At 71.4% G+C, this 13,693-nt stretch carries 15 protein-coding genes; 5 read left to right on the forward strand and 10 right to left on the reverse strand.

Translation table 11 applies throughout. The features are described from left to right. Positions 1 to 234 precede the first annotated feature (234 nt). Complete coding sequence (locus HUN59_RS13930) at positions 235 to 1,524, forward strand: nicotinate phosphoribosyltransferase (RefSeq protein WP_174778676.1); 1,290 nt, start codon at positions 235 to 237, stop codon at positions 1,522 to 1,524. Positions 1,525 to 1,530: 6 nt separating this feature from the next. On the opposite strand, the gene HUN59_RS13935 is transcribed toward HUN59_RS13930, so the two are convergent. From HUN59_RS13935 to HUN59_RS13945, 3 genes are all read right to left on the reverse strand, one after another. Further along, positions 1,531 to 1,791 (reverse strand): DUF3039 domain-containing protein, encoded by a 261-nt coding sequence (locus HUN59_RS13935; RefSeq protein ID WP_114848987.1) that lies wholly within the window; start codon positions 1,789 to 1,791, stop codon positions 1,531 to 1,533. Between the two features lie 187 nt (positions 1,792 to 1,978). After that, the gene (locus tag HUN59_RS13940; RefSeq protein ID WP_174778677.1) at positions 1,979 to 3,550 is read right to left on the reverse strand and encodes an ABC transporter permease; all 1,572 of its coding nucleotides are present in this window, start codon (positions 3,548 to 3,550) and stop codon (positions 1,979 to 1,981) included. Further along, on the reverse strand, positions 3,526 to 4,785 hold the full coding sequence (locus HUN59_RS13945) for an ABC transporter ATP-binding protein (protein WP_254629892.1): 1,260 nt from the start codon (positions 4,783 to 4,785) through the stop codon (positions 3,526 to 3,528). Before HUN59_RS13945 ends, HUN59_RS13940 begins: the two co-directional genes overlap by 25 nt. Before the next feature lie 314 nt (positions 4,786 to 5,099). Between HUN59_RS13945 and HUN59_RS13950 the strand changes: the two genes are divergently transcribed. The 4 genes from HUN59_RS13950 (at position 5,100) to HUN59_RS13965 (ending at position 7,843) form a co-directional block, all read left to right on the forward strand. Then, positions 5,100 to 5,795 (forward strand): phosphocholine cytidylyltransferase family protein, encoded by a 696-nt coding sequence (locus HUN59_RS13950; RefSeq protein ID WP_058741506.1) that lies wholly within the window; start codon positions 5,100 to 5,102, stop codon positions 5,793 to 5,795. Positions 5,796 to 5,836: 41 nt separating this feature from the next. Continuing rightward, on the forward strand, positions 5,837 to 6,661 hold the full coding sequence (locus HUN59_RS13955) for an ABC transporter permease (RefSeq protein ID WP_174778678.1): 825 nt from the start codon (positions 5,837 to 5,839) through the stop codon (positions 6,659 to 6,661). After that, a complete protein-coding gene (locus HUN59_RS13960; RefSeq protein WP_174778679.1) occupies positions 6,661 to 7,431 on the forward strand; it encodes an ABC transporter ATP-binding protein in 771 nt (256 codons plus the stop codon). The genes HUN59_RS13955 and HUN59_RS13960 overlap by 1 nt, the downstream gene beginning before the upstream one ends. Before the next feature lie 109 nt (positions 7,432 to 7,540). Then, a complete protein-coding gene (locus HUN59_RS13965) occupies positions 7,541 to 7,843 on the forward strand; it encodes a hypothetical protein (protein ID WP_144802355.1) in 303 nt (100 codons plus the stop codon). Positions 7,844 to 7,937: 94 nt separating this feature from the next. Here the strand turns inward: HUN59_RS13965 and HUN59_RS13970 are convergent, their stop codons facing one another. From HUN59_RS13970 to HUN59_RS13995, 7 genes are all read right to left on the reverse strand, one after another. Next, positions 7,938 to 9,170 (reverse strand): CDP-glycerol glycerophosphotransferase family protein, encoded by a 1,233-nt coding sequence (locus tag HUN59_RS13970; protein ID WP_144802358.1) that lies wholly within the window; start codon positions 9,168 to 9,170, stop codon positions 7,938 to 7,940. Positions 9,171 to 9,197: 27 nt separating this feature from the next. Further along, entirely contained in the window at positions 9,198 to 10,106 is a 909-nt protein-coding gene (locus HUN59_RS13975; protein ID WP_058741502.1) for a glycosyltransferase family 2 protein, read from the reverse strand. After that, on the reverse strand, positions 10,103 to 10,921 hold the full coding sequence (locus HUN59_RS13980; RefSeq protein WP_174778680.1) for a CDP-alcohol phosphatidyltransferase family protein: 819 nt from the start codon (positions 10,919 to 10,921) through the stop codon (positions 10,103 to 10,105). The genes HUN59_RS13975 and HUN59_RS13980 overlap by 4 nt, the downstream gene beginning before the upstream one ends. Before the next feature lie 9 nt (positions 10,922 to 10,930). Beyond that, a complete protein-coding gene (locus tag HUN59_RS13985; protein WP_302690928.1) occupies positions 10,931 to 11,971 on the reverse strand; it encodes a glycosyltransferase family 2 protein in 1,041 nt (346 codons plus the stop codon). Between the two features lie 60 nt (positions 11,972 to 12,031). Then, on the reverse strand, positions 12,032 to 12,880 hold the full coding sequence (locus HUN59_RS13990; protein WP_217483556.1) for an IS3 family transposase: 849 nt from the start codon (positions 12,878 to 12,880) through the stop codon (positions 12,032 to 12,034). After that, the gene (locus HUN59_RS19470; protein ID WP_217483557.1) at positions 12,877 to 13,311 is read right to left on the reverse strand and encodes a hypothetical protein; all 435 of its coding nucleotides are present in this window, start codon (positions 13,309 to 13,311) and stop codon (positions 12,877 to 12,879) included. Before HUN59_RS19470 ends, HUN59_RS13990 begins: the two co-directional genes overlap by 4 nt. Before the next feature lie 140 nt (positions 13,312 to 13,451). Continuing rightward, positions 13,452 to 13,693 (reverse strand): PDZ domain-containing protein (locus tag HUN59_RS13995; protein ID WP_174779508.1); only part of this gene is annotated, 242 nt, incomplete at its 5' end.

Here is a 13,693-nt window from a genome sequence, read left to right on the forward strand (position 1 = left end):
CCGCATCATCGTCGACGGTCGCACCGCCCGGGGGAATGCCAGGCGCGCACGCCACATCCGGCGGGACCTGCTCGGGTACCTGTTCCAGGACTTCGGGCTGGTTCCCGACCTGTCCGTGACGGCGAACATCGAGCTGGCGCTCCCCGCACGCCCAGTCGGCCCCCCACACCCACCGCGGCCGACCTGCCGGAGGCACCCCGCGCCTCCAGGCCGCTGCTGGGTAGTGTCGGGGAGGTGACCAGCGCGCTCCTCACGGACCAGTACGAACTCACCATGGTGGACGCCGCCCTCAAGGACGGCACCGCCGACCGACGGTGCGTCTTCGAGGTCTTCACCCGCCGGCTGCCCGACGGCCGCCGGTACGGCGTCGCCGCGGGGCTGGGACGGTTCCTCACGGCGCTGACGGACTTCCGGTTCGGGGACGCCGAGATCGGGTTCCTCCGCGACCGCCGGGTCATCGACGAGGGCACCGCGGCCTGGCTCGCCGACTACCGCTTCACGGGCAGCATCCGCGCCTACCGCGAGGGCGAGGTCTTCTTCCCGAACTCGCCGATCCTGCAGATCGAGGGCACGTTCGCCGAGTCCGTCGTGCTCGAGACCCTCGCGCTGAGCATCCACAACGCCGACTCCGCGATCGCGAGCGCCGCCGCCCGCATGGTCTCCGCGGCGGACGGCCGGCCGCTGGCGGAGATGGGCTCCCGCCGGACAGGCGAGTGGAACGCGGTCGCCGCCGCCCGGGCCGCGTACATCGCCGGGTTCGGTGCGACGAGCAACCTCGAGGCGGGGCGCACCTGGGGCATCCCGACGATGGGCACCGCCGCGCACGCGTTCACGCTCCTGCACGACTCGGAGGAGGCCGCGTTCCGCTCACAGCTCGACGCCCTCGGCGACGCCACGACCCTGCTCGTCGACACCTACGACATCGAGGCCGCGGTCGAGACCGCCGTCCGCCTGACCGACGGCCGACTCGGCGCGGTGCGCATCGACAGCGGCGACCTGCCGTCCGTCGTCGCGTCGGTCCGGGCACAGCTCGACCGGCTCGGCGCCCCGGCGACGAAGATCACGGTCACGAACGACCTCGACGAGTACACGATCGCCGCGCTCCGGGCCGCCCCGGTCGACTCCTACGGCGTCGGGACGAGCGTCGTGTCCGGTTCCGGGCACCCCGCCGCCGGCATGGTGTTCAAGCTCGTCGCGCACGAGTCCACCGGCGGTGGCGACTGGGTGCCGGTGGCCAAGAAGTCCGCCGACAAGGCCTCGACCGGTGGCCGCAAGGAAGCCGGTCGACGGCTTCGGAACGGGGTCGCAACGGCCGAGGTGGTGCTGACGACCGGACAGATCGGCCCGGACGAGCGGCCGCTCCTGGTGCCCGTGGTCGACCACGGCGAGGTCGACCCGGCCTTCACCGGGGTCGCCGGTGTCGAGGCCGCCCGCGCGCACCACAAGCGTGCGAAGGCAGAGCTGCCGGTCGACGCGTCACGGATCGGTCGGGGCGACCCGGCCATCCCGACGCTCGTGATCTGAGCGGCGCTACTCGGCCCGCATCTTCTCGTAGATGGCCTTGCAGTCGGGGCACACCGGGAACTTCTCCGGGTCGCGACCGGGGATCCACTTCTTGCCGCAGAGCGCCTTGACGGGCTTCCCCGTCAGGGCGGACTGCAGGATCTTGTCCTTCTTGACGTAGTGCGAGAACCGCTCGTGGTCGCCGGGCTCGATCGCCTCTTCCTCGAGGAGCTTCTCGAGCTCGCGGTCCATCACGTCGAGGCCGCCGCCGGGTTCCGTCATGCTCATGGCTCCAGGGTACGACGGTGCGGCTGCCGACGCATCGGACGGGAGGATCGTGGCGGGGCCGGCACGCGCCTCCCGTCCGGCATGCGGTCGCGTCGGCCGGGCCGGTCGGCGCTCGGGTCGGGTTGCGCCGGGTCGGGAGCGCGGATCGGGCTGATCCGGACGGCGTGCGCGGGTCGAGTCGCTCGGGTCAGTTCCGCTGGGCGGCGGCGAGCAGGTCCGGTCCGTGCCGGTCGAAGAGTCGACCGCCGAGGGCCACCCCCGCGACGAGGACGACCGCACCGACGCCCAGGCCGACCAGCAGCGTGAGCACCGCCCAGGGCTCGGGCCCGTCGGTCAGCGCGAGCACCGCGAGCCAGACCGCGGGGATCGCCGCGACGAGGATCCCGACCACCATGGTCGTCTGCGCGACCGCGGCCGTGGTGCCGGCGGCCTGGGGCTGCTGGAACGGGTGGTCGCCCGGACGGACCGTCGGGTAGGGCAGCAGGACCGACACGACGCTCGACAGGCCGAGGCCCGCGAGCAGCGCCCCACCGGCGACGCCGACCAGGAGCGGGAAGGCCGTCCAGTCGCCGAACAGCCGCGCGGACACCGCCGCGCCGAGCAGGACGGCGGGGAGCCCGACGACGAGCAGCGGGACGAGCCGACCGAGGCGGTCGCTCCACCCGGGCGCTCCCGAGGCGACGTGCAGCCAGACGGCGGTGTTGTCGTACGAGACGTCGTTGTGCGGCAGGAACCCGGCGATGAGCGCCATCAGCGGCAGCGGCACGAGGGCGGTCCAGTGCCACGGCACCCCGGCGACCCCGAGCGGGATCACCACGATCGGCACGAACACGATCACCAGGTACGACATGCGGTAGCGGGGGTCCCGCGCCCAGTAGGTCAGGGCACGGGCCGCGACGGCGCCGACCGGGGTGGACCCGAGGCGCGCGAACCAGCCGAGGCCGCGGTAGCGACGAGCCGTGGCGCGGCCGTCGACGGTCTCGAGCGCACGCCCGACGAGGGCCCACCAGGCGAGCCCGAGGAGCCCGAGGGTGACGAGTGCGACGAGGAGCTTGAGCACACCCTCGCCCACCCGGCCGCTCGCCACGTCGGCGGGCACCGCCCACGCGGCACCCCACGGGGTCCACCCCGCGACGTCGGCCACGCGGGAGGCCTCGGTGCTCGTGGCGTCGGTCCAGGGGCCGCGGACGAGCAGCGACACGACCGGCAGGCCGAGCACGACGACCACCAGTGCGGCGAGCCACCCGGCGTCACGCGAGCGGTGTGGGCCGATCAGGGCGGCACCCACGGCGGAGCCGACACGGGCGAGCAGGGCGCAGGTGAGCGTCCCGAGGAGCGCGGCGAGGACCGCCAGGACGCCGAGCCCGCCGGAGCGCGACCACGCCCCGACCTGCCCGACCGCGACGATCGCCACCGAGAGCACGGGCACGCCGACGAGCCCGGCGACACCGAGGCCGACCGCGAGCTGGCGACGGTCGAGGCCGAAGACGGTGAAGCGTCGGGGGTCGAACTGGTCCGTCCCGCCGACGACGAGCGGCACGACCGTGAAGGCGACCGCGAGGAACGCCCCGACCGGCACCGCGACGGAGCGCGCGACCTCGACGGGCGCGGACCGGAGTCCGAGGAGCTCACCGGCGACGAACACCGCGGCGACGAGGCCGAGCAGGCTGCCGAGCACGACGAGGACCGACTGCCGGGCTCCCCCGCGGACACCGCCCGCGAGCAGGTCGACCCTCAGTCGGAGAAGCTGTGCAACCATTCCATGCTCTCTGCCACGACGCGGCCGCCCGCGAGTTCGACGAACTTGTCCTCGAGGCTCCGACGACCGCGGACCTGGGCCATCGTGCCGGCGGCGAGGACCTTGCCGCCGACGATGATCGCGACCGAGTCGCACGTGCGCTGGACGAGCTCCATCGAGTGGCTGGAGAGCACCACGGTGCCGCCGCCGCGCGTGTAGCGACGCAGGATCTCGGTGATCGTCGCGGCACTGACCGGGTCGACGGACTCGAACGGCTCGTCGAGGACCAGGACGCGGGGCGAGTGGATGAGCGTCGCGGCGAGGGCGATCTTCTTCGCCATGCCGACGGAGTAGTCCGCGACCTGGCGCCCGAGCGCCTCACCGAGGCCGAACGCCTGGGCGAGGTCGGCGCTGCGCTGCCGGGCAGTCGCACCGTCGAGCCCGCGGAGCGTCGCGGAGTAGTGCAGGAGCTGCGCGCCGGTCAGCCGGTCGAACAACCGGAGCCGGTCGGGCAGGACCCCGAGGTCGCGCTTGGCGGACGTCGGGTCGGACCACACGTCGTGGTCGAGCACCGAGACGGTGCCCGCGTCGGGGCGCAGCAGGCCGGTGATCATCGAGAGCGTGGTGGTCTTGCCGGCGCCGTTCGGGCCGACGACGCCGAAGATCGAGCCCTGGCGGATCTCGAGGTCGACCTCGTCCGCCGCGAGGGTCTGGCCGTACCGCTTGACGAGGCCGCTCGCACGGAGCACCACGGGCTGCTGCGGGGTCTTCGTCGCGGCCGGGGTCTCGCGGGCGGCGGGCTGGCGCTTCGGCACGCGCTTCTTCTTCTGCGCCGCGGTCGTGCCGGCGTCGTCCGCCGCCGTCGGGGCCGCCGAGGACTGCTCGGATGCCTCGGGCTGCGCGGACGCGGTCGTCGCGTCGCGGACCGCTGCTGCGTCGTCGCGCACGGCGGCGGTCTGGACCGGTCGGGTGACGCGCCCGCGCCCCTTGCCCTTGCGCGGCGCCGGACGGCTGGCGGGCGAAGGGCCCGCGGCGGTCGTGCTCGCCGCGATCGTGCTCGCCGTGGCAGGCTCCGTCACCGCCGGGTCGCTGACCGTCGTCGTCGTGTCGTCGGTCATGCCGTCACCAGCGGAGGCGTCGCGCGCATCCCCGTCCCCCAAGTCGTCGTCGGTGGCGTCCCCCTCGGCATCGTCCACCTCGGTCATCCACGCAGCGTCGGACGTCACGTACACGTCGTCGTCATCTGCCGCTGCCACCGCTCCACCGTACCAACGGGTTCCGGACACGGCGGGACACGCTCGCCGCCCGGGTCACGAATCGGGCACGAACCGGACGATGCCGTACCCCGATCCCGACTCGTTCCGTATCATTCACCAGGGCACGACGGAGTGTTCACCACTTGGAAACCTGCTCAGAACGGGCCCCGAGACCGTCCGCCCTGCTGATCCGCCCCGTGCCGATCCGCGCGGGAGCGGCGCGTTCACGGGAAACGCAGACCTGGAGCGAGCAGACTCGACGAGGCCCGCCCGTGCCCCACGGGGCGCGCGGGCGGACACCGGAAGGGACCAGCATGACCACGCAGATCGTCATCCTCGCAGCGGGGATGGGCAGCCGCCTCGGGCGCAGCCTGCCGAAGCCGCTGACCGAACTCAGCGACGGCCGCACCATCATGCAGCAGCAGTTCGACAACATCCGCGCCGCGTTCGGCTCGAGCGCCCGCGTGACGATCGTCGTCGGCTACAAGTCCGAGTACATCGTCGAGGCCTTCCCCGAGGCGAACTTCGTCTACAACGAGTCCTACGACTCCACGAACACCTCGAAGTCCCTGCTCCGTGCGCTCAAGGCCACGGGCAAGGGCGGCGTCCTCTGGATGAACGGCGACGTCGTCTTCGACCCGCGTGCGCTCGTCCGCGCGGCGGACATGATGGACCAGGACCGGTCCTTCGTCAGCGTGAACACCGAGAAGGTCTCCGACGAAGAGGTCAAGTACACGGTGGACGCGCAGGGATGTATCCACAAGCTGTCGAAGCAGGTCGTCGGCGGTCTCGGCGAAGCGGTCGGCATCAACTACGTCTCGTCGGCCGACAAGCAGGCGCTCATCCGTCAGCTCGGGCGCGTCGACGACCAGGAGTACTTCGAGGGCGGCATCGAGGCTGCCATCGCCGAGGACGGGCTACGCTGGTCGCCGGTCGACATCTCCGACCTGTACGCCGTCGAGATCGACTTCGCGGAAGACCTCGAGCGCGCGAACGACCTGTTCGCCTGAACCGTCATGACCCCCTGGGCGGTTCCGCCCGAAGGGACACCGTGACCACAGCGAGTGCGCAGACCGCGTCCCGGACCACCGGACCTCTGGTGAACCGGGGCGCGGTACGCCGTTACCGGCATGCGCTGTGGTTGCTGACCTCCCGCGACCTGCGGGTCCGCTACTCGACGTCCGCGCTCGGCTACCTCTGGTCGATCCTCGACCCGCTCGTCATGTCGGCGATCTACTGGTTCGTCTTCACGCAGGTGTTCCACCGCGGCAAGGTCGGCGAAGAGCCGTACATCGTGTTCCTGCTGTCGGCGCTGCTCCCGTGGATGTGGTTCACCGGTGCCGTCTCGGACTCCACCCGGGCGTTCACGAGCGAGGCAAAGCTGATCCGCTCGACGACCATCCCCCGGAGCATCTGGGTCGCGCGCGTCAACGCGTCGAAGGGCATCGAGTTCCTGCTGAGCCTGCCGGTGCTCGCGGTCTTCGCGATCGCCACGGGGGCGCACGTCCACTGGGGCCTGGCCCTGTACCCGCTCGCGATCCTGCTGCAGGCCGGCCTGGTCTACGGCATCGGCCTGATCGTGGCGCCGCTCGTGGTGTTCTTCCGCGACCTCGAGCGCGCGGTGAAGCTCGTGCTGCGGTTCTTCTTCTACGCGTCGCCGATCATCTACGGCACGACCGCGCTCCCCGAGAAGCTGCGCGACCTCGCGGCGCTCAACCCGCTGAGCGGCATCTTCGGCATCTACCGCTCGGCGTTCTTCCCGAACCAGCTGAACTGGTTCGAGGTGGTCGTGTCCGTCCTCGTCACGATCGTCGTCCTCGCGGTCGGCCTGGTCGTGTTCCGCCGCAGCGAGCACCGCGTCCTGAAGGAGCTGTGATGACCTCGACCGAGCCCCGCGAGCGCGCGGCGACCACCGCCCCCGTGATCTCCGTGCGCGACGCCGGCATCCGGTTCAAGCGGAACCGTCGGGCGAGCCGCAGCTTCAAGGACCTGTTCGCCGGGAGCTCCCGCCGCAAGCGCGCGGACGAGTTCTGGGCGCTCCGGGGCGTGTCGTTCGACGTCCGCCCGGGCGAGGCGATCGGTGTCGTCGGTCGGAACGGCCAGGGCAAGTCCACCCTGCTCAAGCTCGTCGCGCAGGTCATGCTCCCCGACGAGGGGCGGGTGCGGGTGGGTGCCGGTGTCGCACCGCTCATCGAGATCACCGGCGGGTTCGTCGGCGACCTGACGGTCCGCGACAACGTCTTCCTGACGGCCGGGCTGCACGGGATGAACCGGGCCGAGATCCGCGACGCCTTCGACGAGATCATCGCGTTCGCCGAGATCGCGGACTTCGTCGACACCCCGTACAAGCACCTGTCGAGCGGCATGAAGGTGCGCATCGCCTTCGCCGTGATCTCCCGCCTCGACGAGCCGGTGATCCTCGTCGACGAGGTCCTGGCCGTCGGCGACAAGGCCTTCCGTGAGAAGTGCTACAAGCGCATCGAGGAGCTCCTGGCTGGCGGGCGCACGCTGTTCTTCGTCTCGCACAGCGACAAGGACCTGCGCCGCTTCTGCGACCGCGGGCTGTACCTCGACAAGGGCCGTCTCCAGCTCGACGACACCATCGAGAAGGCCCTCGCCGCGTACGCCGCCGACTACGGCGTCTGACCCGCTCCCTCCTCCACACCCGGTCCCCCGACCGACCCCCTGCACAGGCGCCAGCCCCACCGCGGCCCGAGCGGCCCCGACGTCGGACCCTCCCCCTAGCGTGACCGGCATGCACCACCCGACCACGGCCTACGCAGTCCCGTTCACCGTCGATCGTTCCCGGGCACCTCGTCGCTACGACCTGGTGAACACCGGATCCGAACCCCTCCACGCCATCTCGCTGACGCACCTCGGCAACGGGTACTGCCCGCCGCTCGCGGTGAACCAGCTCGACCCGGGACGGTCCCTGTCCATCGCGGTCTTCGGCGCCGACCCCGAGGACACCGGTGTCGTCGTCGTCCGCTGGCGACGCCCGGACCGCTCCGAGTACCTGTGGCGCATGTCGCTGGTCGGGGACCGCCGTGCGGCCTGACGTACCGGGGCGCCGCGCCGTGACCCGACAGCACTCGGTCGGCTGCGCCTCCGACCGCCGGGTGGACCGCTCCCCCAGACCCGCGGCCGAGCGCTCAGCCGGCCCGGTGCTCCGCGGCGACCTCGTGCCACCGCGCGACGAGCCGGTCGACGGCCTCGTGCAGGCGTCGGGTCGCGACGCCCGGCGCGGTGTCCCCGAAGTACCGCTCGACCCAGTGCCGCAGCTTCGCGAGCTCTTCGGCGTCGTTCGCGGCGGCGTCGACCCGGGCGACGACGTCCCCGGCCTGGTCTGCGAGCAACCAGTTCGCGTCCGACAGGTACCCGCGCTCGTCGACGTCCGCACCGCTCGCCACCGGGCGCGTGACGATCAGCGGCTTCCCGACCGCGAGCCGGTCGTAGATCATGGCGCTGATGTCGGTGATCGCGACGTCCGCCGCGGCGAGCTGCCAGCCGAGCTCCGGGCCGTCGTCGTACACGTGGTGCGCGGTGGCGTCGGCGACGTTGGCGGCGCTGATCGCGGCGACGATCCGCTCGTGGGCGGCGCGGTAGTCCGCGTCCAGCACGCCGCTCCGCGGGTGTGGACGGTAGACGAGCCGGTGCCGGGGGGACGCCAGGAGCCGCTCGGCGAGCTCCACGCCGTGGCTCGCGATCGACCCGTACGCGGCCGCGGCACGGTCGCCCTCCCACGTGGGGGCGTAGAGCACGACGGTCCGGTCGTCCTCCGGGTACGGCACGTTGCCTGCGAAGTGGTCGGCCTGCGGGCGTCCGATGGCGATCGTCCGGCGGTCCAGGTCGTAGTCCCAGAGCGCGTCCGCGAGCCGGTCCCGAGCGGCGTCCCCGGCGATCAGGGCGTAATCGTACGCCTTGAACTGGTTCGTGGTCATGTACATCTTGTCGCTCTCGCCGTGGTTGACGAAGACGTGCCACATCCGCCCGTACCGCATCATCTGGAAGTTGCGCGCGTTCTGGTTGACGTACAGGACGATCTTCGGTGCCTGCTCGTCGACGAAGCGCTCGAGGTCGACGACCTGGCGGGCGTAGACCACCGGCACCGGCGACTCGTCGAGCAGGGCGAGCATCGTGCCGGGGCTCCGGGACAGGATCGCGACCGGGTGCTCGGCCGCGAGCTCGGCGAGCGGGGCGTACCACTGCCGCACCTGGTACATGTTGACCGGTCCGTCCGCGAAGTACACGGCGATCTCGACGGACCCCGGCGCGAGTCGCGACTGCGTCCGCAGGCGGCGCGCGAGCTGCTGGCGACTCCGACGGGACCGCAGGAGACGCTGCACGAGCCGCACGGCGGTCGTGGCGTCACGGATGATCGGCATGGTGCTCCTCGGGCGATCGGATCGGACTCAGACGACGGGCGGGCGCCCGGCGAGCGTCATGCGGGCGACGGTCAGCCACCCCATCGTGCGGGTCGGCCCGCAGTCCGACGTCCAGCCTTCTCGGGCGCCGGCGAACCAGGTGCGCAGGCGGGCCGGGTGTCGCCACCACCGCGCGACCTGGATCGCTGCCCACGAACCCACGTACAGCGGACGCAGGGGTGCCGGCAGGTTGCGTCGGGCGAGCCAGACCCGGTTCCGGGCGTTCAGGCGGTAGTACTCCGTGTGGCGAGCGGGGTCGATCGCGGGGTGGTTCGCGACGAGGTCCCCGGCGTACCAGGCCCGGCGTCCGGCATCCCACACACGCCAGGCGAGCTCGATGCCCTCGTGCGCGTAGAAGTACTCGGCGCCCCATCCCCCGACGGCCCGGTAGACGTCCATCGGCAGGACGACCGCGCCCTCCCACACCGAGAACACCGGGGACGAGTCGGCGGCGTCGCCCTTCCGGATGCGCGGCACCCAGCGCCGCGGGTTGGCCGCACCGGTCGGGTCGACGACCCGCGGCTGGACCAGGCCGAGCGACGGGTCGCGGTCGAGCATCTCGACGGCGTCGCGCAGGAAGGTGTCCGACGGCACCCAGGCGTCGTCGTCCAGGAAGAACACGTGGTCGCCGTCGACGACCTCGGCCCCCGCGTTCCGTCCGGCCGGGATCCCGAGGTTCTCCGGCAGCGCGAGCGCACGGACCCCTTCGGGCAGGTCGGTCGGCTCCCAGCCGTTGCCGACGCACACGACGTCCAGGTCGACGTCCCGCTGGGCGAGCACGCTGTCGATCCCGCGTCGCAGGTCGGCGGGCCGGGTGCCCTGCGTCAGGACCACCACGGCGATGCGCGGGCGTCCACGATACGGGGCGGCGTGCCGACGGACGGTGCCCTGGCTCACGCGCGGACCCGCTTCGACGACATGATCGCCAGGAAGTGCCCGGCGGTGGCGAGCACGGCGAGCGGGAGCAGCGCGCCGACGAGCACACGGTCGGCGAGCGGGTGACCGACCACGAGCGCGACGAGCGCGAACACGAACGCCAGGAGCGTCAGTTCGACGGAGTGGTACAGGCGGTGGAACGGCAGGAACCGGGCGGCCCGGCGGAGCGTTGCCAGTCGACGGCCGGACGGCGCGGTGCCCGCGTCCCGGCGGTCCACGAGCTTCGCGAGTCCGGCGTTCGCGCGGGCGACGTGCACCATGTCGTTGAGCGCCTTGTTCAGCACGATGACCAGGCCGAGCGCGCAGCCGATCGTGGTCCACATCCAGTCAGCCCCCTGCACCGGCCAGGTCGCCGCCCGGACACCGAGCGCGATCGGGATCAGTCCCTCGGTCGTGTAGTGCCCGACCTTGTCGAGGAACACCCCGGCGGGCGACCGGGTCCCCCGCCAGCGCGCGACCTCGCCGTCGCAGCAGTCGACGAGCATCTGCAGCTGCCCGAGCACGAGTGCCAGCAGCGCGCCCCAGATCCCCGGGACGAGCAGCGCCGCGGCGGTGCTCCACCCCACGAGGATCATCAGCCCGGTGACCTGGTTGGCACTGACGCGGGTCTTCAGCAGGACCCAGGTCAGGTACGGCGAGACGTCACGCAGGTACAGCGAGGCGGTCCAGTGCTCGGCGTTGGCTCGCGAACGGACCTCGTCCGGCTGCGCGACCGCGCGGAGCTCGGCGATGGACGTCGGACGGGCGGAGCCGCGTGCGGTGGAGTCGTCGGTCAAGGGTCCAGGTCACCGTCCCGTGTGGGTGGTCAGTTCGGACGTCCGGGTCAGGAAGCCGACCACGAAGCCGACACCCCACCCCACGTGGATGCACGGCAGCACCACGATCAGCCAGAGCAGGGTCGCGAGCCCCGAGCGCCGCGCGACGACGACCGAGCCGACGACGACGAAGAGCAGGTACACGGCGGGGACGGCGAACCCGGTCATCGCCCACGCCAGCGGGCTGCCGAGCAGGGCGCCCACGACGCCGACGACCCCGGCGACGAGCCCGAGCGCGACCGCCGTGACCATCGCGGGGGGCACGAAGTAGCGCACGCCGTTGTTCGCCGGGAAGCGGCGGGCGAGCTCGCCGCGCCACAGCCCCGTGGCGACGAACTGCCGGACGAGTCGGCGCAGGCTCGGGCGAGGGCGGTAGGTCACGACCAGCTCCGGCGTGAACCACACGGTGCCACCGGTCTGCCGCAGACGACGGTTGAGCTCCCAGTCCTGTCCTCGCTTGATGCCCTCGTCGAAGAGCCCGACCTCGAACAGCCGGTCCCGCCGGAAGACACCGAGGTACGCGGTCTCGGCCGGTCCGGCCTTGCCACCGACGTGGTGGGGCGTGCCCCCGAGACCGACGCGGCTGCCGTAGGCGTGGGCGACGGCGCGTTCGAAGGGCGTCCGCCCCTCGGCGTGCATGATCCCACCGACGTTGTCCGCGCCCGACTCGGTCAGCACGCGGACGGCGACGCGTGTGTAGTCGGTCGGGAGCACCGAGTGCGCGTCGACCCGGATGACCACGGGGTGCACGGACGCCCGGATCGCCACGTTGAGCCCGGCGGGCGTCGAACCGACCGGGTTCTCGATCGCCCGGATCCGGGGGTCGGCGGCGCTCATCTCGGCGACGAGCTCGTTCGTGCCGTCGATCGACGGACCGAGTGCCAGGATGACCTCGAACGGGCCGGCGTAGTCCTGCTCGAGCAGGCTGCCGACGGCGGCACGCACCTCGGTCACCTCGTTCAGCACCGGCATCACGTACGAGACCCCCGGCAGGGGCTGTCCGTCTGTCACGGACGGGAGGCACGGTGCCAGCTGTGAACTGGTCCCCGTTTGTTGGACTGTGAATTCAGGTTAGGCCGTGAGGGCGTGGGTGCGGTATTGCTCCGGGCTCATGCCCTCGAGGCGTTCCTGGATGCGGTCGGTGTTCCACCAGGTCATGTAGTCCGTGATCGCGGTGCCGAGCTCGCTGGTGTCGGTGAAGCGGCGGGGGTGGAACATCTCGGCTTTGAGGTGTCCGAAGAAGGTCTCGATGATCGCGTTGTCGTGGCAGTTACCCTTGCGCGACATCGACTGTGTCGCACCGGCAGCAGCCAGGATGCTCGGCCAGGACCGGTGCTGATAATGGACACCCTGATCGGAGTGCACCAACGGTGTCGCGCCGGGTGCTGCTGTCAACGCGTCGCGAAGTGATCCGTTGGTCAGCTCCAGGTTCGGGCTCGTCCCGGTCCGGTAGGCGATGATCCGCCGATCGAACAGGTCCAGCACCGCGGACAGGTAGAGCTTGCCCGTCCCGATCCGGAACTCGGTGACGTCGGTGACCCACTTCAGGTCCGGGCCGGCGGCGCTGAAGTCACGCTCGAGCAGGTTCCCCGCGATCCTGCCAACGTCACCGCCGTAGGACGAGTACCGCTTCCGGCGCCGCACCGGGCAGACCAGCCGTTCCCGACGCATCAACGCCAGCACCGTTTTCTTCGCGATCGGCCCCGACCGGCGCAGTTGCGTGTGGATACGCCGGTGCCCGTATCGGCCCTTCGCTGCCACGAACACGTCCCGGATCATCGCCGCCCTGTCGGCATGCCGATCACCGCGGTGTTGCCGAGCCTGGTGATAGAAGAACGTCGACCGGGCAAGACCGGCGAATCCGAGGAGATCATCGAGCCGGTGATCAGCCTTGCAAGCAGCGACCGCGACGGCTTTCACCGACGCCGTTGCTGGGCTTGCAAGGCCCGCAATTTTCCCAGGTACGCGTTCTCCGCTCGCAGCAACTCGTTCTCTCGCCGCAACCGTTCAACCTCGGTGAACTCGCTCTCAGGCTTCGCTGCCGGGCGTCCCATCGTCCGGGGCCGGAGCACGTCCTCGCCATCCTTGCGGACCTGCCCGGCCCACTTGCGCAGCAGCAACACCGACGACAAGCCACCCTCGGCGGCCAACATGTCAGCGTCCTCGCCGGCAAGAAACCGGCGCACGAGGTCGCGTTTGACTTCGAACGAGTACGAGCGTCTCGATTCGCCCACAAGCACCTCCGGACCATGCAGCAGCCACCGACGATGCAAGCGTTTCACCGGCGTCCGCGACACGTCCAGCCGACGCGCCACCGCCCAATCGCCCAGCCCCCGCTCGAACCATCCCACCGCAGAACGCTGCTGCGCACCCGTCAACGACGACCTGTTGCCACCCATCTGAACCGTCCCGGATCTCGAACCGACTAATCAGTCCAAGATCCGGGGACCAGTCCACTGGCACCGTGCCTCCCGTCCGTCCTGGACCTGCGTCAGCCCTTGTAGGTGCCGAGGGTCACGTCCGTCTCACGCGTATGGCCGTCACGGATGTAGGTGATCGTCGTCTTCGCACCACCGGCGAAGAAGCGCACCTGCGCCGTCAGGTCGGTCGCGTCGGAGACCGTGGCGGACCCGATCTTGGTGACCACGTCGCCCTTCTGCAGGCCGGCGTTCGCCGCCGCGCCGCCGGACGAGACCGACTTGATGAGGGCGCCCATCTGCTTGGCGCTGGCGT

The sequence above is a fragment of the Curtobacterium sp. Csp2 genome (genome assembly GCF_013347165.1).